Source organism: Serratia sp. PL7 (genome assembly GCF_945957435.1).
In genome coordinates this window covers 301,043-325,862 of the sequence record NZ_CAMFLB010000006.1, presented here as the reverse complement: position 1 = coordinate 325,862, position 24,820 = coordinate 301,043, and the positions used below count along the sequence as shown (strand labels likewise).

22 protein-coding genes are annotated in these 24,820 nt (G+C 49.9%); 12 read left to right on the top strand and 10 right to left on the bottom strand.

Annotation, left to right across the window (positions count from 1 at the left end; translation table 11 throughout):
• Positions 1 to 172: 172 nt before the first annotated feature.
• From cvpA to hisP, 7 genes are all read left to right on the top strand, one after another.
• On the top strand, positions 173 to 673 hold the full coding sequence (gene cvpA, locus N6G83_RS25745) for a colicin V production protein (RefSeq protein ID WP_024485212.1): 501 nt from the start codon (positions 173 to 175) through the stop codon (positions 671 to 673).
• 21 nt (positions 674 to 694) lie between these two features.
• Positions 695 to 2,212: an amidophosphoribosyltransferase gene (purF, locus tag N6G83_RS25740; RefSeq protein WP_021178572.1), complete on the top strand. Its 1,518-nt coding sequence runs from the start codon at positions 695 to 697 to the stop codon at positions 2,210 to 2,212.
• A gap of 148 nt (positions 2,213 to 2,360) precedes the next feature.
• Positions 2,361 to 2,933 (top strand): UbiX family flavin prenyltransferase, encoded by a 573-nt coding sequence (locus N6G83_RS25735; protein ID WP_024530661.1) that lies wholly within the window; start codon positions 2,361 to 2,363, stop codon positions 2,931 to 2,933.
• Between the two features lie 297 nt (positions 2,934 to 3,230).
• Positions 3,231 to 4,013 (top strand): histidine ABC transporter substrate-binding protein HisJ, encoded by a 783-nt coding sequence (hisJ, locus tag N6G83_RS25730; RefSeq protein WP_024485210.1) that lies wholly within the window; start codon positions 3,231 to 3,233, stop codon positions 4,011 to 4,013.
• Positions 4,014 to 4,109: 96 nt separating this feature from the next.
• The gene (locus tag N6G83_RS25725) at positions 4,110 to 4,796 is read left to right on the top strand and encodes a histidine ABC transporter permease HisQ (protein WP_024530663.1); all 687 of its coding nucleotides are present in this window, start codon (positions 4,110 to 4,112) and stop codon (positions 4,794 to 4,796) included.
• Entirely contained in the window at positions 4,793 to 5,500 is a 708-nt protein-coding gene (locus tag N6G83_RS25720) for an ABC transporter permease (RefSeq protein ID WP_024485209.1), read from the top strand. The genes N6G83_RS25725 and N6G83_RS25720 overlap by 4 nt, the downstream gene beginning before the upstream one ends.
• A gap of 16 nt (positions 5,501 to 5,516) precedes the next feature.
• Positions 5,517 to 6,290: a histidine ABC transporter ATP-binding protein HisP gene (hisP, locus tag N6G83_RS25715; protein WP_211136433.1), complete on the top strand. Its 774-nt coding sequence runs from the start codon at positions 5,517 to 5,519 to the stop codon at positions 6,288 to 6,290.
• Between the two features lie 254 nt (positions 6,291 to 6,544).
• Here the strand turns inward: hisP and N6G83_RS25710 are convergent, their stop codons facing one another.
• The 3 genes from N6G83_RS25710 to yfcG form a co-directional block, all read right to left on the bottom strand.
• Positions 6,545 to 7,450, bottom strand: coding sequence for a TIGR01777 family oxidoreductase (locus N6G83_RS25710; protein WP_211136434.1), 906 nt, complete (start codon positions 7,448 to 7,450; stop codon positions 6,545 to 6,547).
• Between the two features lie 27 nt (positions 7,451 to 7,477).
• Positions 7,478 to 7,855: a dihydroneopterin triphosphate 2'-epimerase gene (gene folX, locus N6G83_RS25705; protein ID WP_021178565.1), complete on the bottom strand. Its 378-nt coding sequence runs from the start codon at positions 7,853 to 7,855 to the stop codon at positions 7,478 to 7,480.
• A gap of 158 nt (positions 7,856 to 8,013) precedes the next feature.
• The gene (gene yfcG, locus N6G83_RS25700) at positions 8,014 to 8,643 is read right to left on the bottom strand and encodes a GSH-dependent disulfide bond oxidoreductase (protein ID WP_021806021.1); all 630 of its coding nucleotides are present in this window, start codon (positions 8,641 to 8,643) and stop codon (positions 8,014 to 8,016) included.
• 552 nt (positions 8,644 to 9,195) lie between these two features.
• On the opposite strand from yfcG, the gene N6G83_RS25695 reads away from it, so the two are divergent.
• From N6G83_RS25695 to N6G83_RS25680, 4 genes are all read left to right on the top strand, one after another.
• Complete coding sequence (locus N6G83_RS25695; protein ID WP_248006708.1) at positions 9,196 to 11,712, top strand: ZirU family protein; 2,517 nt, start codon at positions 9,196 to 9,198, stop codon at positions 11,710 to 11,712.
• Between the two features lie 81 nt (positions 11,713 to 11,793).
• Entirely contained in the window at positions 11,794 to 12,492 is a 699-nt protein-coding gene (locus tag N6G83_RS25690) for a ZirU family protein (protein WP_260524048.1), read from the top strand.
• Between the two features lie 76 nt (positions 12,493 to 12,568).
• A complete protein-coding gene (locus N6G83_RS25685) occupies positions 12,569 to 14,185 on the top strand; it encodes an Ig-like domain-containing protein (RefSeq protein ID WP_199062928.1) in 1,617 nt (538 codons plus the stop codon).
• Between the two features lie 107 nt (positions 14,186 to 14,292).
• Positions 14,293 to 14,583: a chorismate mutase gene (locus N6G83_RS25680; protein ID WP_260524047.1), complete on the top strand. Its 291-nt coding sequence runs from the start codon at positions 14,293 to 14,295 to the stop codon at positions 14,581 to 14,583.
• Positions 14,584 to 14,873: 290 nt separating this feature from the next.
• Here N6G83_RS25680 and N6G83_RS25675 read toward each other — a convergent pair whose 3' ends face one another.
• The 7 genes from N6G83_RS25675 to N6G83_RS25645 form a co-directional block, all read right to left on the bottom strand.
• Positions 14,874 to 15,140, bottom strand: coding sequence for a type VI secretion system PAAR protein (locus N6G83_RS25675; protein ID WP_211136376.1), 267 nt, complete (start codon positions 15,138 to 15,140; stop codon positions 14,874 to 14,876).
• A gap of 67 nt (positions 15,141 to 15,207) precedes the next feature.
• Entirely contained in the window at positions 15,208 to 16,224 is a 1,017-nt protein-coding gene (locus tag N6G83_RS25670) for a hypothetical protein (protein ID WP_211136375.1), read from the bottom strand.
• Between the two features lie 86 nt (positions 16,225 to 16,310).
• Positions 16,311 to 17,327, bottom strand: a complete 1,017-nt coding sequence (locus N6G83_RS25665) for a hypothetical protein (RefSeq protein ID WP_211136374.1) — start codon at positions 17,325 to 17,327, stop codon at positions 16,311 to 16,313.
• A 35-nt stretch (positions 17,328 to 17,362) separates the two neighbouring features.
• Positions 17,363 to 18,967: a hypothetical protein gene (locus N6G83_RS25660; protein WP_211136373.1), complete on the bottom strand. Its 1,605-nt coding sequence runs from the start codon at positions 18,965 to 18,967 to the stop codon at positions 17,363 to 17,365.
• Position 18,968: 1 nt separating this feature from the next.
• Positions 18,969 to 19,928: a DUF4123 domain-containing protein gene (locus N6G83_RS25655; protein ID WP_211136372.1), complete on the bottom strand. Its 960-nt coding sequence runs from the start codon at positions 19,926 to 19,928 to the stop codon at positions 18,969 to 18,971.
• Positions 19,929 to 19,931: 3 nt separating this feature from the next.
• A complete protein-coding gene (gene tssI / locus N6G83_RS25650; protein WP_211136371.1) occupies positions 19,932 to 21,893 on the bottom strand; it encodes a type VI secretion system tip protein VgrG in 1,962 nt (653 codons plus the stop codon).
• A gap of 671 nt (positions 21,894 to 22,564) precedes the next feature.
• The gene (locus N6G83_RS25645) at positions 22,565 to 23,482 is read right to left on the bottom strand and encodes a LysR family transcriptional regulator (RefSeq protein WP_211136370.1); all 918 of its coding nucleotides are present in this window, start codon (positions 23,480 to 23,482) and stop codon (positions 22,565 to 22,567) included.
• A gap of 103 nt (positions 23,483 to 23,585) precedes the next feature.
• On the opposite strand from N6G83_RS25645, the gene N6G83_RS25640 reads away from it, so the two are divergent.
• Positions 23,586 to 24,794, top strand: coding sequence for an MFS transporter (locus N6G83_RS25640; RefSeq protein ID WP_211136369.1), 1,209 nt, complete (start codon positions 23,586 to 23,588; stop codon positions 24,792 to 24,794).
• Positions 24,795 to 24,820: the final 26 nt, after the last annotated feature.

Sequence of the window (24,820 nt, the reverse complement as noted above, 5' to 3'; positions counted from 1 at the left end):
TAAGCTCCTGAGGATGAGATAGCTTGTCGCCTGGCTGCAGCTTGAAATCGATAGGGTAACATCGCCGTTTTTTATTTGTTACGTGGTGGGAAATCCGCTACGCAAACGTTTTCTTTTTCTGTTAGAATTCGCCGCGATTGGATGCAGGGGCGATTCATCATTGGAATAGTTCATGGTCTGGATTGATTACGTCATTATAGCGTTGATTGGATTTTCGGCTCTGGTGAGCCTGATCCGAGGTTTTGTTCGCGAAGCATTGTCACTTGTGACATGGGGATGTGCGTTCTTTGTTGCCAGCCATTTCTACCCATACCTTGCAGCCTACTTCACCCGTTTTGAAGATGAGCTGGTACGTAACGGCATTGCGATTGCCATTTTGTTTATTGCAACGCTGATTGTGGGCGCTATCGTTAACTATGTGATTGGGTCACTGGTAGAGAAAACCGGATTATCGGGCACCGATCGGGTGCTGGGCGTGTGTTTCGGCGCACTGCGCGGCGTGTTGATCGTAGCAGCGATACTGTTCTTCCTGGATACCTTTACCACCCTGTCGCAAAGTGCGGACTGGAAACAGTCACAGCTGATCCCCCAGTTCAGTTACATCATCAGATGGTTCTTTGACTATCTGCAAAGCACGTCGAGTTTCTTACCAACCCAATTACCGGGGCGGTAGCGGCTTAGAGGAAAAGACAACATGTGCGGTATTGTCGGTATCGCCGGTTTTATGCCGGTAAACCAGTCGATTTATGATGCATTGATGGTGCTCCAGCATCGTGGACAGGATGCCGCTGGCATCGTCACTATTGATGCCCATAATGGGTTCCGCCTGCGCAAGGCAAATGGTCTGGTGAAAGATGTATTTGAAGCCCGCCATATGCTGCGCCTGCAGGGCAACATGGGCATTGGCCATGTACGTTACCCAACGGCTGGCAGCTCCAGCGCTTCAGAAGCTCAACCTTTCTATGTCAACTCGCCGTTCGGCATTACGCTGGCACACAACGGCAACCTGACCAACGCCCACGAACTGCGCCAACAGCTGTTTGAACGTGGCCGTCGTCATGTCAACACCACTTCCGATTCCGAGATCCTGCTGAACGTGCTGGCCACCGAGCTTGACCGTTTCCCGCATTATCCACTGGAGTCCGACAACATTTTTACCGCCGTTGCCGCGATGCATCAGCAACTGCGTGGCGCTTATGCCTGCGTGGCCATGATTATCGGCCACGGTCTGGTGGCGTTCCGCGATCCCAACGGCATTCGCCCGCTGGTGATCGGCAAACGTGAGCTGGAAGATGGCCGCTGTGAGTACATGGTGGCTTCTGAGAGCGTGGCGTTGGATACCTTGGGCTTCGACTTCCTGCGCGACGTAGCGCCGGGCGAAGCGGTGTATATCACCGAAAAAGGCCAGCTGTTCACTCGCCAGTGCGCTGAGAACCCAAAAACCAACCCTTGCCTGTTCGAGTATGTCTATTTTGCCCGTCCTGACTCCTTTATGGACAAGATCTCCGTCTACAGCGCCCGTGTGCGTATGGGGCAGAAATTGGGTGAGAAGATTGCGCGCGAATGGGAAGATCTGGATATCGACGTGGTGATCCCGATCCCGGAAACCTCTTGCGATATCGCGCTGGAGATTGCCCGTATTCTGGATAAGCCGTATCGCCAGGGCTTCGTCAAGAATCGCTATGTTGGCCGCACCTTCATCATGCCGGGCCAGCAGGCTCGCCGTAAGTCGGTACGCCGCAAGCTGAACGCCAATCGTGCCGAATTCCGCGATAAGAACGTGCTGCTGGTTGATGACTCCATCGTGCGTGGTACCACTTCAGAGCAGATCGTGGAGATGGCGCGTGACGCCGGGGCCAAACGGGTTTATCTGGCCTCCGCCGCACCGGAGATCCGCTTCCCTAACGTGTACGGTATCGATATGCCGAGCGCGACGGAGCTGATTGCCCATGGCCGTGAAGTGGACGAAATCCGCCAGATTATTGGTGCCGACGGCCTGATTTTCCAGGATCTGGATGACCTGATCGCCGCTGTACGCGAAGAGAACCCGGACATTGCCCAGTTCGAATGCTCGGTGTTTAACGGCATCTACGTGACCAAAGACGTTGACCAGAGCTATCTGGAATATCTGGAAACGCTGCGTAATGACGATGCCAAAGCGTTGCGCGGCCAGACGGAAGCAGAAAATCTGGAAATGCATAACGAGGGCTAACGCGCCCGCGTAGCTCACCAAAATGGTGCACCGTAGCGTTGGTTACGGTGCATTGTTTTATTCCCACCTTGAATCTACGAAGGTTTGCTGCCAAACCTGCCCCTATTCGGCTATCCTTACGGCATATTTCCCGACAAAGGCCAGCTTGATGAAAAGACTCATTATCGGTATTTCCGGCGCCAGCGGCGCTATCTACGGCGTGCGCTTATTGCAGGTGCTGCGTGGGGTAGAAGAGGTGGAAACCCACCTGGTAATGAGCAACGCGGCACGCCAGACGCTGGCGTTGGAGACCTCTCTGAGCCTGCGTGACGTTCAGGCCTTGGCCGATGTGGTGCACGATGCGCGTGATATTGCCGCCAGCATTTCCTCCGGATCGTTCAAAACCATGGGGATGGTGATTTTGCCATGCTCAATCAAAACGTTATCTGGCATCGTCAACAGTTACAGCGATGGGCTGCTGACTCGCGCCGCCGATGTGGTGCTCAAAGAGCGTCGGCCATTGGTGCTCTGCGTGCGTGAAACGCCGTTGCACCTGGGCCATCTGCGGCTGATGACCCAGGCAGCGGAGATGGGGGCGGTGATTATGCCGCCGGTACCGGCCTTCTACCATCGTCCGCAAACCGTTGATGATATTATCGATCAGACCGTTAATCGGGTTATCGACCAGTTTGACATCGAACTGCCGCAAGATCTCTTCACGCGTTGGCAAGGCGTTAATTAACTAATTTACCCTCAAATTTATACATTTGTGCAACATCGCACTGATTTAGTGCGATTGATGCATCATAATGATCCTGCTTCCCCATGCACTCTGTTTCAGTAACTTGTAGGTTAACCATGGCGAAGCCCGAGTTTGCCGTTCATTTTGTCGTTCGTTGCCTCTGGGAAGAGCTTTGAACAGAGCGTGGCCGTTCCCCACGCTCGCTAATGACAAAGTGGCATGATTACTGCAGATCCTGTGTGTGATGAAAGTAATGCCCGTAGTGGCATCGGCAAAAATATCCATTTGAGGGTAATTATGAAAAAGCTTGTTAAAGTTCTCCCTTTAGTTTTGGCTTTGAGCGCGGTTAGCAGTGCATTCGCCGCATTACCTTCCACGCTGAAAATCGGTACCGATCCCACCTATGCGCCGTTTGAGTCGAAAAATGCGCAGGGTCAACTGGTTGGCTTCGATATCGATCTGGCCACCGAGCTGTGCAAACGCATCAATACCAAGTGTATCTTTGTGGAAAGCGATTTTGATGCGCTGATCCCTTCCCTGAAAGCGAAGAAAATCGACGCTATCATCTCTTCTCTGTCCATTACCGAAAAACGCCAGCAGGAAATTGCCTTTACCGACAAGCTGTTTGCGGCCAACTCACGCCTGATCGCACCAAAAGGCTCCAAGATCCTGCCAACCGTCGATGCGCTGAAGGGCAAAAGCATCGGCGTATTGCAGGGTACCACCCAGGAAGCTTTTGCTAACGCCAACTGGCAGCCAAAAGGCGTGACCGTGGTGCCTTACCAGAATCAGGATCTGGTGTATGCGGATCTGGCTTCCGGGCGTATTGATGCAGCATTTCAGGATGAAGTTGCCGCGAGCGAAGGGTTCCTGAAGCAGCCTCCAGGCAAAGAGTACGAGTTTGCCGGTGAGTCGGTGAAGGACGATAAATTCTTTGGTGTCGGCACCGGTATGGGCCTGCGCAAGGATGAAACCGAGCTGAAAGCGGCACTGGACAAAGCCTTTGCCGAAATGCGCAAAGACGGCACCTACGATAAGTTCGCGAAAAAATACTTCGACTTTGACGTTTACGGCGGCTAATTCCTGTCGGGTACTCTCTATGGCAACAGGCCCGGTTCTCCGGGCCTGTTCTGGCTGGAGTGTCATGACGTGCTCAATGACGACAGGGTGACGTAAATGCTACAAGGTTACTCCCAACTGATATTTGAGGGGGCTCTGGTGACGCTGGAGCTGGCCCTCAGCTCCGTATTGCTGGCAGTGGTGATTGGTTTGATCGGCGCTGGCGGTAAACTTTCGCAAAACCCTGTTATTTCCACGATCTTTGGTGCCTATACCACCTTGATCCGTGGCGTGCCGGACCTGGTGTTGATGCTGTTGATTTTCTACGGTCTGCAAATTGCCCTCAACAGCGTGACGGAGTTTTTTGGCTTCTCACAGATTGATATCGATCCGCTGGGGGCGGGCATTATTACCCTGGGCTTTATCTACGGAGCCTATTTTACCGAAACCTTTCGGGGAGCCTACCTGGCGGTGCCTCGTGGTCAGATCGAGGCGGCTACCGCCTTCGGTTTTTCCAACGCGCAGATTTTCCGTCGCATTCTGTTCCCGGCCATGATGCGCTTTGCGTTACCCGGCATCGGTAATAACTGGCAGGTGATCCTCAAGGCGACGGCCTTGGTCTCCATTCTTGGACTCAACGATCTGGTAAAGGCCACGCAGCTGGCAGGAAAGGGCACCTATCAGCCTTTCTTCTATGCCATTGTCGCAGGTTTGGTGTATCTGTTATTCACCACGATTTCCAACGGCGTGTTGCTGTGGCTTGAGCGGCGTTATTCATTGGGCGTCAAAAGGGCCGAACTATGATCGATATCCTGCATCAGTATTGGCAGCAACTGCTGTGGACCGATGGCTATCGTTATACCGGTGTGGCGGTAACGCTGTGGCTGCTGATCTCCTCGGTGGTCATGGGCGGGCTGCTGGCCATTCCGATGGCGGTAGCTCGGGTTTCTTCCACCCGTTGGGTGCGTTATCCGGTATGGCTGTATACCTATGTTTTCCGCGGTACGCCGCTGTACGTACAATTGCTGGTGTTTTATTCCGGTATGTACAGCCTGGAAATCGTGCGGGGCACCGAACTGCTCAATGCGTTTTTCCGCAGCGGATTAAACTGCACCATTTTGGCACTAACGCTGAATACCTGTGCCTATACCACGGAGATTTTCGCCGGGGCCATTCGTTCGGTGCCGCACGGAGAAATTGAAGCGGCCAGGGCCTATGGGTTTTCCAGCTTTAAGCTGTATCGTTGCATTATTTTGCCTTCGGCGCTGCGCTCGGCACTACCGGCGTACAGCAATGAAGTTATTCTGATGCTGCATTCGACCGCGCTGGCCTTTACCGCCACGGTGCCGGACCTGTTGAAGGTAGCCCGTGATATCAACGCGGCGACCTACCAGCCGTTTTATGCCTTTGGCATTGCGGCCGTGCTGTATCTGATTATCTCCTACACGTTGATCAGCCTGTTCCGCAGGGCAGAAAAACGCTGGATGGCGCACGTAACTCATCGATGAATGACGGGGATCCACCATGCCTGAACAAAAATTAGCCGTCACCGAACTGCACAAGCGTTATGGTGACCATGAAGTACTGAAAGGGGTCTCCCTGGCGGCCAATGCGGGCGATGTGATTAGCATTATCGGTTCTTCCGGCTCCGGTAAAAGTACCTTTCTGCGTTGCATCAACTTCCTGGAGAAGCCCAGCGAAGGCACCATCAGCCTGAATAATGAAAATATTCGCATGGTGCGCGACAAGGATGGCCAGCTTAGAGTCTTTGACAAGAAACAGCTGCAGCTGCTGCGTACCCGCCTGACGATGGTGTTCCAGCATTTCAACCTGTGGAGCCACATGACGGTGCTGGAGAACGTGATGGAAGCTCCAATCCAGGTACTGGGGCTGAGCAAGGTCGAGGCGCGGGAACGGGCGGTGCGCTATCTGGATAAGGTCGGCATTGATGCGCGGGCACAAATCAAATACCCGGTTCACCTCTCCGGTGGGCAACAGCAACGGGTTTCTATTGCCCGGGCGTTGGCAATGGAGCCGGAAGTGCTGCTGTTCGACGAACCGACTTCGGCGCTCGATCCTGAACTGGTGGGCGAAGTGCTGCGCATTATGCAGAAATTGGCAGAAGAGGGGAAAACCATGGTGGTAGTGACGCACGAAATGGAGTTTGCGCGCCATGTCTCCAGCCACGTTATTTTCCTGCATCAGGGGCTGATTGAAGAGCAGGGGCCGCCTGCGGAGTTGTTTGGTAACCCTAAGAGCACACGTTTGCAGCAGTTCCTTTCCGGAGCGCTGAAGTAGATATTTTGCCCCTCACCCTCACCCTAACCCTCTCCCACAGGGAGAGGGGACCGATCGAGTGGGCTGCAAATGCCGTGATTGATTTGGCTTAATGATCTTGGGCACCAACTTAGGGTGATAAATTTTCCCTCTACAAAAGAGGTGTCAAACGGGAGATGTATTTTGGATAAGGGGTCGGTCGAGTATGCTGTGATGACCTCTTTACTTCCAACAAAGCAGGGGCTGACAGCGCCCTCTCCCTGTGGGAGAGGTCATCAAGCCTGCTGATTGATCACATCATCCAGCGCCTGCTCCAGCTCAAAGAAACGGAAAACAAACCCCGCCTCTTCCAACCTCCTCGGCACCGCCCGTTGCCCACCTAATACCAACACCGCCGCTTCACCCATCAGTAAGCGCATGGCAAAGGCGGGCGCACGAAGAAACGCCGGGCGATCCAGCACCTTGGCCAGGGTGGCGGTGAACTGTTCGTTATGCACTGGATAAGGTGCCACCATATTGAAGGGCCCACGCAGCGGAGGATTGTCCAACAGGTAAATGATGGCATTGACCATATCGTCGATATGGATCCAGGGCAGATACTGGCGGCCATTGCCGATCGGCCCGCCTAAGCCCATACGGAATGGCGGTAGCATTTTCGCCAGTGCTCCCCCTTTGGGCGACAAGACAACGCCGGTACGCAGCAGGCAGACGCGTGTGTAGCTACTTTGTGCCCGAAGGGCCAAAGCTTCCCAGCGTTGGCACAGCTGGTGGGTAAATTCATCGTGCGGAGGTTCTTCTTCCGCTACCACCGCCTGGCCCTGATCGCCGTAATAACCGACCGCCGAGCCCGAAATCATTACCGAAGGTGGGGTATTGCTGGCGGCGATCAGCGTAGCTAATCGTTCGGTCAAATCCCAACGGCTGCGGCACAGCAGTTCTTTCTGCGCCTTGCTCCAGCGCTTGTCCGCAATTGGCTCACCCGCCAGGTTGATCACAGCATCAAAACCGTCCAGAGAGCGTTGTTCATCAAGCGAAGCCCAGTAGCTGAGCCGATCGCCGAACTTATCCCGTGCTTTGGCGACGTTGCGCGTCAACAGGGTGAGCTCATGCGAAAGGTGCAGCAGTTGCCTGGTCAGGCTACTGCCGATCAACCCAGTTGCGCCGGTAATCAGGATCTTCATGGTCGGCCTCCCTGGTAGGGGTGAGTGCTAAGCGGTTTCTCGTCGGTAACTCATGGTCATGGAAACCGAGTCGGCATAACGTAGGGCCAGCAATTTATCTATCTCTACTTCAGCATAGGTTACCCATGGATGTTGTTTCACTATGTCGAGCACATCCTGAGTTAATTTTTCCAACAGCGCGAAGCGATTGTCTTCAATATGGCGAATGATCGCCTTGGTGATGGTGCGATAGTTGAGGGCGTCGCTAATGTCTTCGCTATTACGCGCCTTGTCCGCCGGGTAGTGGATCGCCACGTTGATCAGAACATCCTGACGGTTGTTGATTTCTTCTTCCTTGATACCGATGAAGGTGCGTAACCGCAAGTTTTTAATACGGATAATGGCATCGGGTTGCTGGCATGGCATCAGAGATTCTCCGGAGGTCTGATTGTTTGTACTCAGAATACACGGAAAGTGAAGAAAAGATAATGTAGCCAGACGCTTAAAGAGAGCAACGCGGGGGAGATCACACCGGTTTCCCCTCTCCGATGAGTACACGATGTAAGAGAGGGGGGAGGGCCGCGTTAGGCTTGATCTGCCAATTTATAGGCACGTTCCGTTGCCGGGCGGTTACGGATGCGTTCAAACCAGTTGCGCACCGCCGGATAATCCGCCAGATCGATGCGCTGGCGCGGATGAGACACAACCCAGGGATAAGTCGCAATATCGGCAATGCTGTAGTTGTCGCCGCCCAGGTAAGGGTGCCGTTGCAACTCGGTTTCCAGTACGCCATACAGGCGTTTGGTTTCCTGCTGGTAGCGTTCTATCGCGTAGGGGACAGGTTGGGGGGCATAGTGGTTGAAGTGATGATTTTGCCCAAGCATCGGCCCAAATCCGGCGACCTGCCAAAATAACCACTGTAGCGTTGCTGCCCGTTCGCGAACCCCTTTGCTGAGCAGCTTGCCGGTTTTCTCTGCCAGATAGAGCAGGATCTCACCCGATTCAAACAGGCTGATGGGAGCCCCACCGTCAACGGGTTGTTGATCGACGATTGCCGGGATTTTGTTGTTGGGAGAAATGGCTAAAAACGCTGGTGTGAATTGATCGCCAGCACTGATATTTACGCGATGGATACGATAAGGTAAACCAACCTCCTCCAAAAGCAGGGTAATTTTGTGCCCATTGGGAGTCGGTGCGTAATACAGATCAATCATATGATAATACTCCTTATAAAACATCAAGATAAGATGAGCATAGATCGGTTGGTTCGCTTGAGGCTATGCGATCATCCGCTTGGGCTTTATCGGTGGCCCTATCGCGGATGCAGAGGGTACTGTTACAGCTTATACGATTGCGTGATGTTGGATCCAGGCTTTGGTCACGCGGAGTACCGCAGATGGGGAGGACAATAATGGGCAAAATGCTTTACCGTAGCCAGCAGAGTTAGCCACGCTAGACTGGTTCAACAACCGTTGATGACGGGAGCGTGCATCCGCTTGAAGTCAGCACGGTGTAGTTCAATGCCTCCTCCCATTTGTGAAAGAATTAAAGCCCGACTACTCTAACAGATATCCCGTTGGAGTTTTCCTCCGTGGCATTCAAACCTCTTGTTGTGTGGGTTAATGTTACCTTTCAACTGTTATTGCCGTTGAGCCTTTCCTTTGCCCCAGTAATAGCAAAAATGCTTGCCCCCGCTCCACTAACCAAGCCTGTTTCGCTGTATGAAACCGAGCCATACACCTTGGGGGGGTGAAACCGTCTATAGTGTGGCTAAAAAACAGCATATTACGCTGGAGGAGCTAAAAAGGGCTAATCAGTTTCGCTCATTTTCAAAACCGTTCAATCAACTGGGGAGCGGCGATGAAATTGATATCCCGACCGCAGCCTCATTGAGCGTAAAAAACCAGCAAACAGAAGCTTCCCCAGCGGTACCCCCTCCTCAACATAATGAGAGGTTGGCACATGGCCTGTTAAAGGGGACCACACTGTTAGCTGCTGATAACACCCCGTTGGCAGCGGCTGGCATGGCGCGTTCGATGGTGGTGGGTGAATTCAATGATTCGGCACAACATTGGCTGAGCTCGTATGGGACTGCGCGCGTTCAACTTAATCTTAATGATGACTTCAGCCTGGAAGGGAGCTCGGTTGACCTGCTGGTACCGCTTTATGATAACAAAAAATCGCTTTTATTCAGCCAGTTAGGACTTAGAAACCAAGACAGCCGCAACACCGTCAATCTCGGGGCGGGTGTTCGGACTGTGCAACATAATTGGATGTATGGTGTTAACGCCTTTTTTGATCGTGACATGACCGGTAAGAACGACCGCGTCGGCTTTGGGGTTGAAGCCTGGACGGATTACCTGAAGCTATCGGCTAACAGCTATCTGGCTCTCACCGATTGGCATCAATCCCGGGATTTTGCTGATTACAATGAACGTCCTGCCAACGGTTATGACCTGCGGGCAGAAGCGTATTTGCCCGCTTATCCTCAGTTGGGTGGAAAGTTGATGTTTGAGCAGTACCGGGGTGACGAAGTGGCATTGTTTGGTAAGGATGACCGGCAGAAAAATCCTTATGCGATCACTGCGGGGATCAACTATACGCCGATCCCCCTGATCACTATCGGAGCAGAGCACCGTGCTGGCAAAGGTAGCCGTAACGATAGCAACATCAGTGTGCAACTGAACTACCGTTTGGGCGAATCATGGCAGTCGCAAATAGATCCCTCTGCGGTGGCAGCAAGCCGTACGCTGGCAGGTAGCCGTTATGATCTGGTGGAACGTAATAACCAGATTGTGCTGGAGTACCAGAAACAGACGTTAATCCAATTGGCATTGCCGGATCAAATGACCGGAAGTGCCTTTGAAACGATCAAAGTGGATGCAAAGGTGACGGCGAAATATGGGCTTGAACGAATCGATTGGGATAGCGCATCGTTGGTGGCAGCCGGGGGGATGGTTATACAAACCTCTTCACAAAGCATTTCGATAAAATTACCCCCTTATAGGGCAGGCAATAATAACTACACGTTAGGTGCCGTGGCTTACGATAATCAGGGCAATGCCTCAAACCGCAGTACCACACAGATCGTTGTGACACAACAAAATGTCAGCACGGTCAATTCCAGCATTCAGGCTTCCCCGGCCGAAATACCTGCTGATGGCGTTGCCAAGAGCTTGATTACCTTGAATTTAAAAGATGTTAACAACGTGCCGGTTAAGGGAATGGGAGACCAACTGACTGCGGATTTGCATTTTACACCGAATACGGGGGCAGCTCAGCTTATCAGTAACCCGCTGTTGAGTGCCGTTACCGAGACCGCACCGGGGGTCTACACCTATCAGTTAACGGCAGGGTTCTCCCAGGGAGAAGTTATTATTGCTCCAACCATTAATGATATCTCTCTGGCTTCAGCTAAAGTTAATTTAATCGCGAGTAGTCAGGTACTGAGCCCGGAAAACTCCCTTTTTAGCGTAGAACCGGCAGAAATTATTGCTGATGGTTTACAGACCAGTACGTTGGACTTTACTGCCCAGGATATCAATCACCAGCCTATTAAAGGGTTAACGGTGGCCTTTGAGGTTACGGGTATTCCCGAGGTTACGCTGAGCGCGGTAACGGAAAATAACGGCGTGTACAGCGGCAAACTGAGTGGAACAGTCGCAGGCACGGTAACCGTAGTTCCTACAGTAAATGGTGCCGCCGTGGAGATGAAGTCGCACGACGTGGTGCTCACCGCCGATCGCGGTACTGCGACCATTGAGCTGATGGTGATTAGCGATCATGCATACGCTAATGGCGTTGATGTTAATAAGGTTGAAGCAAGGGTAACCGATAGCCATGGCAATCCTATCAATGCTACTGCAGTGGAGTTTGAGGTAGACAATGGTGCGACGGTCCTGTCCCCTGCGGCCAGGACAGATAATGAGGGGCAGGTGACGGTGAAGCTAGCCAATGTTAATGCCGGAGTCACCACGGTGACCGCCATCATCGGTGATCATCTGGCCAGTACAGAGCTCTCTTTTGTGCCAGAAACACCGGTCAAATTGTTGATATACAGCAACGGCACCGAGCTGACTGGGCATCCTGTCGTTGGGGATAACCTCCTGGCCGTTGCAATGTGTTCAATTGCTTTGTGTAACGGAATACCAATGAATTATCAGTGGGAAGTCGAGTCATCTGCAGGTTCGGGGGTCTTTGTCGCAATTCCTGGTGCAACCTCTGAAACATTGACGGTGACGGCAAACTTACAGAAACGGGCTATTCGAGCGGTATCGCATTAAGACCGGGGTTTTATCATTATTCCAGGCTGGCCTGGAAGGTGATTCAAACATTGATTTTGAGTACAGCAGAGGAAAGAAACAATGGACAACAAGATTGGCTCACGCAGAGGGCTGGTGTCTCTGCTATCGGGAATGTTGCTCAGTATGCTGATAGTCGGTTCTGCCTGGTCGGCGGTGACCTCCAGCCCGACTTCCACCGTCAGGGGGCGCGCCCCGGTAGTGACGCAGAGTACCATTGTTTCCGACAATGCCAGTGGTAACGGCTTGATCGATATCGGCGATACCTTGAGTATCGGTACCGCTGGGGCGTTCAGCGACGCGGATGGTGATACGGCGATACCGGAAACCTATCAATGGCAGGCTAATGGTGCAGATATTGCGGGAGCTACTGGCAATACCTACACCATTGTTGCCGGAGATCTGGGCAAAACCATTACCGTGTTAGTCACTCCGCATACCGACCCTGCCATTACCGACCCGGCTTCTGGTATAGCCGTTGCCTCCAATGCCTTGACCGTAATTGCAGGTGGGACAGTCACCGGCGTGACGGTGACTGGTGAAGTTGGTGGCTATCCACAGGTTGATTCTACTCTGACTGCGACAGCAACCTGTGCGGGGGGGACCTGTACCGGCGTGACCTACCAGTGGCAGCTTGAAACTGGCCAGGGTACAAATACTTACAGCAACATAAGCGGGGCAACCAGCAGCACCTATACTCCAGTGCGTACAGACCAGAGACTGAGAGTTCAGGTAGTTGTCAGCAACTCTGCGGCTCAGTAATAAAGAGTCAGCCCAGGCATGCTTCAGGCGTGCCTGGGCCAGTTGATTTAACAAATCAGTATGATGGATACGCTGGATGTTGCATCGCAATAATCTCTTTAAGGTTTTTGTATTCAGGATATTACTGGTTCTGATCGTCGTGATGAGCCAGGTGGTGCAGGCTGTCCAGCAATCTACCCAGCCAGTCCACGGGCGGCCACCGACCACCACGCTCTCGGTAGACAACCTCAAGCCGCGGGCCGGGGAGGTGATTACCGTGACATCCTCCTTCAATGATGTGGATGGTGATGCGGAACAGGGAACGACCTACCAGTGGACGTTGGACGGTGCTGCCATTAATGGGGCAACCAGCCCCAGTTATACTCTGGAGCTCAGTAACATCCTGGCGGGCAGTGCGTTGAACGTGATCGTAACCCCTCAAACCAATCCCGATATTACCATTCCAAGTGAGGGGCTGCCGGTTCAGCTACCTAACCCTATCAATATCAAGTGGCAGCGGATGCTTTCCAGCCTGGTATGGGCCGAGTCTCCCCTGGGAGCGGTTGCCGATGGGCTGGCGGTGAACACCGTACATGCTACTGTTCAGTATCTGGACGGTACACCTGTTGTGGGCGCAACGGTGCTTTTCGATGCCGATAATATGGGCGCAATTTCGGCCAGTGCGCAAACTGGAGTTGAGGGCGAGGCAACGGCGTATGTGACGAATGTGATTGCAGGTACCACTCAGGTAACGGCCAGGATTGATGATGATGCTCAGACGGTCAATACGCTGTTTGTTGCCGGCCCAGTGGAGGTTGTGCATGCGGAAGTCACCCAGGACAATGCGCTGGCCAACGGCATTGACGATAATAATGTGGTGGTTTATGTCGAAGACCGCCATGGCAACAGTATTGAGGGTGAAACGGTAAACTTCACTGCGACCAACGGCGTAACGCTGCTGGCGACCAGTGGCGTTACGGACAGCAACGGTGAGGTGAAAATAGCCCTGACCAGTGACACGGCCGTCAATAGTGACGTCACGGCCACCACTGCTAACGGTGTTTCTGCTACCGTCAACGTTGCGTTTTTTGATGACGTGCAGATGACACATATCTTGGCCAACGGTGCCTCTTTCTCGGCTGATGATGGCTTCCCCAAAACAGGCTTTATCGGTGCGGAATTTCAGTTGGTGGTTGGCGAGGATCCTGCCGGGAACAGTTCCTATAGCTGGAGTAGCGATCAGAGCTGGGCCAGCGTGGATGGCAGCGGTAATGTGAGGTTTAATCAAGAACCTACATCGGCTAATAATCGGGTCACCATTACGGCCGAACATACAGGCAATGGCTCAACGTTAACCTATCAATTTACCGTCAACCGCTGGTTCAGGAATAATAGCCACTTCCTTATGGAACCCAGTGAGGCTGCCGCGTGGTGCAGTTCCCAAGGGGGAGGCTACGCGGTGCCGAGCTATAGTGAGATGACAGACCGAACCCCGATAGCCCAGACCGGGGCCAACCGGGATGCCAATGCCAGATTATGGAATGAATGGGGCAGCATGAGTCGATACTCTAACGGTTGGTTTGGGGGTAACTACTGGGGGAGGGAACTTACCGCTGCCGGTAACGAACGGCATTATGTTTACCTGGGGAACGGTAATTTATTCAGTTTCCCGTTAGACGGCGTAACCTATGTGACTTGCTCAACCTCTCTATAGGCGAATGTGGCAAAGGCAGCAGGACCCGATAGGAATCTTAAAAAGGGTAGGACAGCCATCGATAGCTATGATAGCGTGTACTCCTAAACTAGTTATGGAGTACAAGGGTGTATTTTTCTACTATTGAAGACGTAAGAAAGGCCATAGATGGCATCGACTCCCAACTTGTTTCACTCATTGCCGAACGTGGTCGGTTTGTGAAAGCAGCTGCTGGATTCAAAAAAGATCAGGATGCTGTTCGTGCGCCCGACAGGGTTCAGAGGGTCATTGATAAGGTCAGGGCAGAAGCCGCTGTGGTCGGACTCCCCGAAGACATTATTGAAAAAGTTTACCGTACGATGATTAACGCATTTATTGATTATGAGCTGGAACAGCACCGAAGTCTGGTACAAAAATAGTTTCGGCCAAGCCCTTGCCGAATAGGGGGGAGCAACAAGGGCGTGCGGGTATATCTCCATACAAACGATTGAATCCCGCATCACAGTTATAGCATCGATAGTTTTTGATGGTTTTGTCTCGCTTGCTGGCCCGGTTGTCCCGCTGAAACGACTTGTGGCCGCACTTGGGGCAACAACTCGTTTCAAACGGGGAATGCTTCAGGTAGCGGATAAAACGATCGGCCTCTTGCTGCAGGGACTCTGGCAGATAAAGGTAATAGTTGGTCTCAGGTTCATGAATCATAGTCCGACTACCCAATGTTAACGCTACCCCCACCAATCAGTACACCGCCACAATTAACCGCATCACCTGTACGAGCAGCAGGTTGCCCATCAATAAATACGCTGGATGATCCGCCACTGATAGTTCGATTATGCCCATGAGAAGCTAAAGCATCACCCTGTCGAGCCAATGGAGAACCATCAACATTAACGGTTGAAGAACCTGTTACGACTGGAGTCGGTGGATGACTACCGTGGCCGGTATCTTGATCACCAAGTTTAACTGCATTGCCCATGGTGTTAGTTTCCTCTTTACTTATAAAAAGAAGAGTAGGTATTAATAACTAACACCCACTCTACGGATTAAATCACTTGCACAAATTTACCATTTATTAAGGAAAATATCGGTGATAGCGTGTTCATAAAAATAGTGCCATCACTATCGATATAATATGAAAGTGGTGAGTATGATGGATCTGATTTATTAACCAACTGCACCATTCGACCTTTATTCATTATTTTTACATCATAATCCCGCCAGTTAATTTGGATCATTTTGAACTTGGAGTTATTCGTATCCTCACCTATTCCACTATCAGAAAAAATACTATCCTCTGTTTCTCCCGTGGACCAGGCCCAAGCTGCTAAAGCTATTTTCTGTTGTTGATGAAGAGTGGCAAGATCTTTATTATCCATCGCCAGCCAGGCCTGAAGATAAGCCTGCTCTAACAGCTTTCGCTGCTCTGGGGTACCGGTATAGGGTGTGGCGTTGACCCAAGGCCACATTGGTAACCCACTGACCTTGACCTGACGACTAAAACGATACAGCTCCATATTATGTGGATACTCAACTAAGCTGAAGTATTTGCTATCCTTATGCCCTGGCACCACTTGCTCAGCCAGTATTTTGTCCCGAACCACTGGGCTGCTGATAGCTTTATACTTCGGTTCGTCCGAAGACACTTTGGCTTCTGGCAGGCTATCCATACCGATACCTACTTTAATAGCGCTCAATACCTCATTGTTACTGCCACGCATTGCCGTCAACTCCAGTTTGCAACCCGACTGTGGGTCAAATTGGGCACGTTCTGATGCTGACATAGCTTTTTTATCAAACCACCTCAAGGCTCCAAACTCCAGGCTTATTTCATTTTCGCCATTCTCCATAGCTAACATGGCTGCGGTGCTGGAGGTACCGAAGCCGCGGCCTTGTCGTGCCGAATTGCGATTGTCTATACCCAGTACTCCGTTGGTTTTGATAGCGCAAAAGGCATATTCGAAATTAAACAGGCTGCGGATATACAACCGAGGCTCTTCAGCGATGCTGCTTTGCGCTATACCCGTGGCAAAGCACAATAAAGCGATACGCAATGATTTCATGTTAACCTCCTTGTATTAGCCTTTTACACCTGACTATTCCCAACAAAACCTGGATGGGTATTAATTATCAATGCCCATCCTACTGGTTAAATCACTAACACAAACTCACCGTTTATTAATGAGAATATTGGAGCTATGAAATTTATGCTCATAGAACCATCATCATTTGTATAATATGCAAGTGGTGAGAATGAAGGATCTGATTTATTGATTAATCTGACCATGCGACCTTTGTTCATTATCTGTACATCATAATCCTGCCAGTTAATTGGGATCATTTTAAACTGCGAGTTATGAATGTCAGAAACCATATCGCGATCAACGAAAATACTTTCCTCCGTTTCACCTGTTGACCAAGCCCAAGCTGCCAATGATAATTTCAGTTGCTTGCGGAGAGTGGCGAGGTCTTTATTATCCATGGACCGCCAGATCTGAAGATAAGCCTGCTCTAGCCTTTTACGCTGTTCTGGGGTATCGGAATAGGGAGCGGCTTTAGCCCAAGGCCATTCCGGCAGTCCACTGACCTTGACCTGACGGCTAAAACGATAAACTTCCATTTTCGATGGATATTTATACAGATTAAAGTATTCGTCGTCCTTATGCCCCCGTACCACTTGTTCAGCCAGTATTTTCTGCTTAACTACTGGCCCGCTGATGGTTTTAAACTTCTGCTCGTCTGCAGGTACTTTGGCTTCCGGCAGGCCATCCTTACCAATACCTACTTCAATAGCGCTCAGTATCTCATTGTTACTGCCACGCATTGCCGTCAACTCCAGTTTGCAACCCGCCTGTGGGTTAAACTGGGCACGTTCTGAAACTGATGTCGCCTTTTTATCAAACCAACCCAAGGCACCAAGCTCCAGGCTGATCTCATTCTCACCATTTTCTAGAAACAGCATGGCTGCGGTGCTGGAGGTACCAAAGCCGCGGCCTTGTCGTGCCGAATTGCGATTGTCCAAACCCAATACTCCATTGGTTTTGATGGCGCAAAAGGCATATTCGATATCAAACAGGCTGCGGATATACAACCGTGGCTCTTCCGCATTGGCAGTTAATGTCATCATCACTCCTGATAATAGTAACGCTAATTTAGGTAATCTCATCTTAATTCTCTTTTCGCTAAACACGGTTTTGCGGTTTATTTATTCCATTTGGGATTGGAACCCATTGCCCAAGGCTCATTATTCGGTTTGGGTAGAGTGTTCCCTTTAGGGTTGGAACCCATGGCCCAGGGTTCGCCTGGTATGACTTTAGGCCTGACTATCGGCCGCTCTTTGCCTATCAAGTTCACCCGTAGGGCGGACTCACTCTCTTTCAACGGAGCTGCTATAATCCATCTCTTTTTTGCGCCATATTTGCTGCTACTCTCTGGTTCTGCCTTCTCTTTACCGCCCCAGCTAGCATCAGCACTAAACTCCACCTCCGCCACAATCCCATCATGGTAGCCCACCAAATCGATACCATCATCATGCTGATCCAGCTTAAACCCTGCGGCGGTTTTGATCGCTCCACTGGCATTGAGTGCAACCTCCATAATCATCACCTTAGTTTTAAAGGCCGCATTTACCTTACCTTCCAGACTAAATTTCAGATCATTATCTCTACCGGCGGAGAACGTCCATATTTCTTGTTTTAATGCTGCACCAAAACGAAAAGATAGGCTGCATTTCAGCAATATGGAACATTCAATTTCAAGATAGTTTTTATCCCCGGCATTTTTACGAGCCAGTGCCTGACGGCATTTTTTTGCTAGCGCATCAATTTTACAGTAAGCAGCTGCAAATTGTATAAGATCTAGCTTGCCTGTCAGGGCCAGAAAGGGGGCTGCATTGAAACCAATAAAATGTGTACTGCTAGCGACTGTATCCAATCTTGAATAGGCGTAGGCAACCCCCACGTTCATCGGTTCTACTTTCAGTTCGGCGATAGTATAGCTTTGTGCTCCGATTGATTCCGGTGCAGGAAGAAGATATTTTTGGCTATTACTCAACAATTTGTCAATGCGAGAGATAGCATCCAGCGTTTTGGTTGTGGTGTTTTTCTTATATTTGTCAGCATACTTTTTTGAGTAATCCATACCTTGAACTTTTAGTCCGTAGGTAAACTCTAACGATGTAGTTTGTGTCAAACTGAATTTATCAGTATGCGTCTTCCAACCGGAGCGGAGTTTGTTACCATTTTTCGGTTTAACATTCTCCATGGCTTGACGTGCCTTTATCTGTTCATCGCGGCGCTCTTTAATCGTACGTTCCTTATGAGAGAAGGCATACGTAAAAGCAACCGAGTAGGTAAACTCCACTGAAGGGAAAACACGGAGCGTTGCGTAATTACGTCTCCCTTCGCAGCCATTAACGACTAAATCATAGCGTTTACCGTCATTGAACAAATCAGTTGGATTGGCAATATTAGATAAATATGACCAGATTGAAGGCATGGTTGCTACCAGCGACTGATTCTGATCCTTATAAAACAAAGTGACTGCCTGACTCGCGTTGAGTGGGATCTTTTCTGAAAATTTCACGCTCTCAAGTGTAGCAGTATGAGAAGTTGCCTTTTTACACTTTGTTGTTATATTAATACTGCCGGATGCCCCCTTACCTTTATCCAGAAGATCCATCGAGAGCATCTGCTTGACTGGCCAGACTTGATGCTGTTTATCAAAATCCAGCGCAACCTCGTGAATACATGGGTCCGGGTTATTACAGGTTGCGCAGGCTGTTCCTGCATCGACAGAACGGGCCATATTATCTTCCTTTGATTAAATGCGCCACATCAGGGATTTCACCTAATTCCCTGAGCATTAAAGATTCTACCCGGTAATATCCTGGCGCTTGACTTTCTGTAAGTTTATTTTTCCATGCATCAGGCATCATATCGATAGTAGATATGTTTTTTTTGAGAAGAAGGTGAACCATTGCCCTTATTGAATGATCATCAGTAATAGTATTTTCCTTGCAGAAATAAAAGCACTTGGTAGCAAAGGAATAAGCATCCCTTTTTTCATTGCATGCCGTTTTTTTCGATATGAAAATAGTAGGGCTCTCATCTATTATATCGAAGTAAGTGCCATTATGTATCCTTTTAAAGATGTCATCGTCCTCATCTTCAGCGATATCCTCTTGACCTGACAGCCAATACGCCTCAACATCTGAAGCCAGAACGTTAATATATCTCTTCTCCGCAAATGCATTGATTTCCCCGTACTGCGCCTCGGTTATTTTCAGCATTTTCCTTCCCGACTTTGCATCATTGGGAAATGGTTCGCGTATCGCCGAAAAGTCATCTTCACGTTCAACCGCTTTGTATAATGTCCTGACTTTAGTAATAGGTCCCAAGAAGGTATGTACATCCCAGTCAGATAATACTTTAAGAAAATCCCAGATATTACGTGGATCATAAAAACGGAAATAGACTGGTTTTTCCTGATCAGGGAGCAATACGTGTAAATATTTGCGTAAATGTTGACGCAACGATTTTATATTGGCCTTTGAATAGATATAAATTCCCCATGGCGTTTCGCGAGTCCCCAGCCAGGCTTCAACCTGCTGATCGACCATAACCAACCAGGGAGCAAGCTCAAGGAGTTCCGGTTGCACCGGCTCGGCATACAGACAACAGTGCGGGGGATTATAACGCTCGAGCATAAGGTGGAGATCGGCTTCTAACGCACCGTCAATAATAGCGTACAGTTTATGTTCTTCCATACCTTAGCTATCCTTCAGTGGGCAATGTGCGACAAACATTGAACCTGCAAGTGCCGCTGCTTTTAAAACTGCCGGGCTGGCTGGGGTCAGTAAATCACCAGGGCTACCACCAGAATTCAGATTAATTGAGGGGGCCTTGATATCTACGCCACCGGCATGAATAACAACAAAACTTCCACCCACTTTCAGCGTCAGTTTGCTATTGCTTTGTAGCGTCAGATCGCCGTTGCTGTCCACACTGAACACGCCGCTAACTTTCTGTGCCAGATCGCCCTTGACCTGTATACCTCGGTCGCCTTCCGTCATCACCAGATTGTTACCGGTGATTTTCTGATCCTGATTACCTTCAACCGTCACTTTTCGATCGTTGGCAACCACCAGTTCTTCATCATGCCCGATACTGCTGCTACGGTTGTAGTTCACCCGTTCGTCTTTCGAATTGAGTACCCGTATCGCCATGTTTTTTTGTGCGTGAATGAAGACTTCTTCATTATCTTTTTCATCTTCAAAACGTAGTTCGTTAAATCCTTCGCCTTTATGGGTTTTTGAACGGATCGACATCTGGGTTTTGCTGCCTGGCAAATTACCAGGAGGCAGATGGTTGGCATGATAGGTGCGGCCGATTATCACCGGCTGATCAGGATCACCGTTTAAAAATTCAACAATCACTTCATGACCAATGCGCGGAATGGCCGACATCCCCCAACGAGGCCCCGCCCAGGGATGCGATACCCGTATCCAACAGGAGCTGGTATCATCGTCTTTCCCTGAACGATCCCAAAGAAAACGCACCTTGACCCGACCATAAGGATCACAATAAATCTCTTCTGAGGGTGGACCAGTGACAATCGCAATCTGGGCTCCGTCAATGCGTGGTTTTGGCCGTGAAAGTGGGCGCCATGTCTGATTATTGGGAATAAACGCAAACTGAGTGGTTATGGTTGTGCCTTGCCCACCCGATATAGTTTCCAGAGCTTGGGGTTGTTGCCCGCTATGGATGGCCTGGGTGACTTGCCAGCTTGTATTCAGTGTGTCCAGTGGATGGTTTTCTAGGGTAAAGCGCACACCGGGTTGTAGAGCAGTACAATTACTAGCCCCTTCGCCCTGATGGGCATCATTACGTAGTGCCTGAATGCGCCATTGGGAAAACTTTTCCCCGCTTGGACCGGTGTCTTTATAGCGGCCAGGATAATCATAATGCAGATATTCCCCTGACTGATGTTCATCATCTCGAGCGCGATCGCGATATTCAGCGGCCCACAAGGGGTTTTTAAAGGTGTAATCTTTCAGCAATACCTCTGAAGGGCGCAGACTTTCCCGGCGCTTGAAGGTGGTAATGCAAGGTTCATCGAGTGAGGTTTGTTGTTGATCTGGGTAGTAGGGTAGCGTCGGCCCGTCATTCACGATGATGTTATCGTCGGCAAAGACCAGCGTGTGCCTGTCATTCTCATGCTCGAGGAAATAATAGATGCCTTCTTCTGCCGCCATTCGATGAAGGAAATCCAGATCGCTTTCATTATACTGAACACAAAACTCTCTGGGTGCATGCTTGTAGCGAAAAGCATGGGCATAGTCACTGATCTTATTTTCTTTCATCAAGGTTTCAAGAATTTCCAGAAAACCCTGTTGCTGAAAAATGCGGGAGTTTTGTCTTAATCCTGCTCGCCAGAGGGCGGGCCGCACACTGAGTCGGTAACGTGTTTGATGAAGTCCTGAATCGCCTTGCTCGACGGAAGTAACAATGCCATTCACGATACGCTGTACTTCTGTCTCACGCCAAATGGTCAGCGTGGCGGTATTGTCTAGAATTGAGCGGAACTCCACATTGGGGCTGGCACTGGCAACCTCCAGTTCAAGCGTGAAAGGGGCAGAAAATTGCTCGTGCAACGTAAAACCTGATACCACGAAGGTTTTAGATGGCAGGTTCCCCACACTTAACGTAAACCGCAGGCCACTCGCATCCATGTTCATATTTCCTTATTGACGGCGTGAATACATCCCAATCTATGCAAATAAAATATTTATAATATATAAGATACTTTAATGCATGTGGAAAATGGCAACAACCTGAATTTGTTCATTTAGTGAGAGCTAGCACGGTTATGCTTCATAGAGATCGGGAAATTTCTCTGATAGGAAATGTTCACTTCAGGCTGTGAACAGCTTCATTTTTCAACAAAGCGTTCAAGAATGAGATAGCCAATTTCCCTTCTTATCGGCCTCCTTCCAAGCCTGGTAGGCGGGGCAATCTGTTGAATCGTGTCGAGCGCCTAATCCCATCAAACTAATAGGCTTAATTCATATGAATGGCTTACAGACACAAGTTTGCCCAAGAACCACCGGAAGTCCTATCCAACGCCACTAGAACCCTATTTAGTCGGTGTTCTCTGCTGTGGCTAGTTATGACTGAGGAAACAGTTCTGATGCGTTGGATAAGTTCGTTTGAGTCTGGAACAGGAAAGCATATTGGTGTTATATGCTTCCCATTGATTGACGCGACCTAGTGTTTGCAAAGCCCGCTTCAGGAACTTAGCAGTCCACAGGGCGGAACCGCGTCAGCTAAGAGCGAGTAGCAGACATTGTGCATTTAGAGACTAGTGTAACACCAGGACTCTCTGTGGCTGTTTAATGTAGTCTTAGGTTGCTAAGGATGTATTGCTCAAATTCTGCTGTATGTAATCAATGAGCGCTCGCGTTTTAGCTGGCAAATAACGCCTGTCAGAATAAAGTGCGAACAATTGAAGTGGGGCTGGCGGTTGTTCAAACTTAATCTCGATCAGCCGTCCATCGTCGATGTAGGGTTGGCAGGCCTGTTTCGAAAGAATGGCGAAACCAACACCCGCTACCGCCGCGCATCCTGCCATCTCTCCGCTGTTTACCCTGTAATGGCCTTTAACCTTAATCGTCTCGAATCCCCCCTTTTTATTCATAAACTGCCAGGGAGCACCTTTAAGTGCATTTACCGTGGTAATACAGGGTAATTCTTCAAATTGCTGTATACGAGAAGGGATGCCATAACGCTGAATGATGGAGGGGGCTGCAACGATAGTGCAAGGGATTGTCACCAGATGACGGGCTATGTAATCACTGTCATCCAGTTGGCCACGGCTCACAATGATGGCTAAATCCAGGTCGTCTCGCAGGGATTCAAAACCAGACAAATTTGTGACACAGCTAATTTCCAGATCCGGGTGCTGGCAGGCAAAATCGGCAACCACAGAACCCAGCAGTGCAGGACCTATTTCATTGGGAATACAGATACGTAGTGGCCCCTTGAGCTGCATTTGCCGCAACGTTAATTCTGTTTCAGTCTGCTCAAGCGCTTCCAGTAATGGCTTCGCCCGGGTATAGAGCAGGTGTCCCGCCTGGGTGAGTTTCATATGTCGGGTGTTGCGCTCAATAAGCTGAAGATTCAGTCTGTCTTCTAACTGAGAAATACAACGACTCACGTTTGATGTCGGCATTTCAAGGATTTTCGATGCCCCAACAAAACTGTCTCTTTCAACCACCGCAATGAAAACTTTCAGGGTATTAAAATCAAGAGCTGGCCGCATAAACTATCCCATAAATGATAACAATAAGTGTCAGTTTTACCATCTAATGAGCTGCATTGATAGCAGTTAAACTCAGATATCTTTCATCCACAGGTCGCTTGCTATGTCACTGGTCACAACAACGTTTAATCATAAAGCCCTCATCCGGATGGCGGTTGTCATGGCTTTTATCCAGTTCACGAATGCACTGGAATATATGATGTTCAACCCTGTTTTTGCTTTTATGGCAGCAGACTTCGTCGTTCCCGTATCATTCTCAGGCTACGTATCCGGCATGTACACCTCCGGGGCAGTCCTCTCGGGAATTATCGCCTTTTACTGTATTGGTCGTTTCAACAAGAAACGTTTTCTCTTCGTCAATATGGCACTCCTGGGGATACTGACATTTTTGACGACATTCACCTCCAGTTTTAGTCTTCTGCTTGCATTACGATTCTGCGCAGGACTGGTAGGAGGCACAACAATGGGGGTGGGTATCAGTATATTGATAAATCTCGCACCGGCTAACTTGCGCGGAAAAATGTTGGCGACGGTCATTGCATCATTTTCGATGGTAAGCATTGTCGGAATGCCCGCGATACTATTTTTGTGTGCTCATTACGGCTGGCATGTCGCTTTGTGGTTTATCAGTACGCTGTGTTTGTTGGCATTGCCACTGATTGTTTCCATCATCCCTCCGGATCCACTCTCTTTCGACACACCCCACGCACTGCCACTCGACGTTAATACTTTGCTGTTCGCTTCCAGTAATGCGCTGGTACAATTTAGCCCGATGCTGATCATTCCTGTTCTGGTACCATTAATGACCCAACTGCTGGGCGCCTCTCAAGACCTGCTGCCATGGCTGTTTTTCGCCGGGGGCATTGCAGGATACCTGTCAACAAAAATGACAGGCGCGTTAACTTCCCGTTTCTCTGCTTTGGTTCTGGCTACAGGGTCAACCATCGTCTTTATAGTGAGTTTGCTAATACCCATTCTGGGCTATCCGCATGCGGGGCTATTTATTACTGTATTTCTCGGTGCATCATACAGTCGTCTGGTTTCCTCCTCGGCGCTGACCATTCAGTTTCCTGATGACAGGCAACGAGCAGGATTCTCTTCATTGCAGTCATCAATAATGTACATGATCACAACGGTCGCATTTTTTCTGTCAGCTTTTCTATTACCTGGGCACGCCATAGCACCACAAAATATGAACACGTTGCTGGGGGTATGTGCAATTTCCGCATCAGGGTTCCCAATCATGGTTATCATTCTGAAAAAGAAACTGGCTAAGCGTACGCTCCAACCGAATCATCTCATCAATGATTAGCATAACGTCCGCTGTTGGCACTGAGC

What these genes read in the sequence shown, in the direction of transcription:
- N6G83_RS25675 (WP_211136376.1), bottom strand. Translation starts at nt 15,140, where the DNA reads ATGGGCAATGCAGTTAAACTTGGTGATCAAGATACCGGCCACGGTAGT.
- hisP (WP_211136433.1), top strand. Translation starts at nt 5,517, where the DNA reads ATGCCTGAACAAAAATTAGCCGTCACCGAACTGCACAAGCGTTATGGT.
- N6G83_RS25710 (WP_211136434.1), bottom strand. Translation starts at nt 7,450, where the DNA reads ATGAAGATCCTGATTACCGGCGCAACTGGGTTGATCGGCAGTAGCCTG.
- cvpA (WP_024485212.1), top strand. Translation starts at nt 173, where the DNA reads ATGGTCTGGATTGATTACGTCATTATAGCGTTGATTGGATTTTCGGCT.
- N6G83_RS25735 (WP_024530661.1), top strand. Translation starts at nt 2,361, where the DNA reads ATGAAAAGACTCATTATCGGTATTTCCGGCGCCAGCGGCGCTATCTAC.
- N6G83_RS25645 (WP_211136370.1), bottom strand. Translation starts at nt 23,482, where the DNA reads ATGCGGCCAGCTCTTGATTTTAATACCCTGAAAGTTTTCATTGCGGTG.
- N6G83_RS25725 (WP_024530663.1), top strand. Translation starts at nt 4,110, where the DNA reads ATGCTACAAGGTTACTCCCAACTGATATTTGAGGGGGCTCTGGTGACG.
- N6G83_RS25660 (WP_211136373.1), bottom strand. Translation starts at nt 18,967, where the DNA reads ATGGCCCGTTCTGTCGATGCAGGAACAGCCTGCGCAACCTGTAATAAC.
- N6G83_RS25640 (WP_211136369.1), top strand. Translation starts at nt 23,586, where the DNA reads ATGTCACTGGTCACAACAACGTTTAATCATAAAGCCCTCATCCGGATG.
- purF (WP_021178572.1), top strand. Translation starts at nt 695, where the DNA reads ATGTGCGGTATTGTCGGTATCGCCGGTTTTATGCCGGTAAACCAGTCG.
- folX (WP_021178565.1), bottom strand. Translation starts at nt 7,855, where the DNA reads ATGCCATGCCAGCAACCCGATGCCATTATCCGTATTAAAAACTTGCGG.
- tssI (WP_211136371.1), bottom strand. Translation starts at nt 21,893, where the DNA reads ATGGATGCGAGTGGCCTGCGGTTTACGTTAAGTGTGGGGAACCTGCCA.
- N6G83_RS25690 (WP_260524048.1), top strand. Translation starts at nt 11,794, where the DNA reads ATGGACAACAAGATTGGCTCACGCAGAGGGCTGGTGTCTCTGCTATCG.
- N6G83_RS25665 (WP_211136374.1), bottom strand. Translation starts at nt 17,327, where the DNA reads ATGAGATTACCTAAATTAGCGTTACTATTATCAGGAGTGATGATGACA.
- N6G83_RS25655 (WP_211136372.1), bottom strand. Translation starts at nt 19,928, where the DNA reads ATGGAAGAACATAAACTGTACGCTATTATTGACGGTGCGTTAGAAGCC.
- N6G83_RS25685 (WP_199062928.1), top strand. Translation starts at nt 12,569, where the DNA reads ATGTTGCATCGCAATAATCTCTTTAAGGTTTTTGTATTCAGGATATTA.
- yfcG (WP_021806021.1), bottom strand. Translation starts at nt 8,643, where the DNA reads ATGATTGATCTGTATTACGCACCGACTCCCAATGGGCACAAAATTACC.
- N6G83_RS25720 (WP_024485209.1), top strand. Translation starts at nt 4,793, where the DNA reads ATGATCGATATCCTGCATCAGTATTGGCAGCAACTGCTGTGGACCGAT.
- hisJ (WP_024485210.1), top strand. Translation starts at nt 3,231, where the DNA reads ATGAAAAAGCTTGTTAAAGTTCTCCCTTTAGTTTTGGCTTTGAGCGCG.
- N6G83_RS25670 (WP_211136375.1), bottom strand. Translation starts at nt 16,224, where the DNA reads ATGAAATCATTGCGTATCGCTTTATTGTGCTTTGCCACGGGTATAGCG.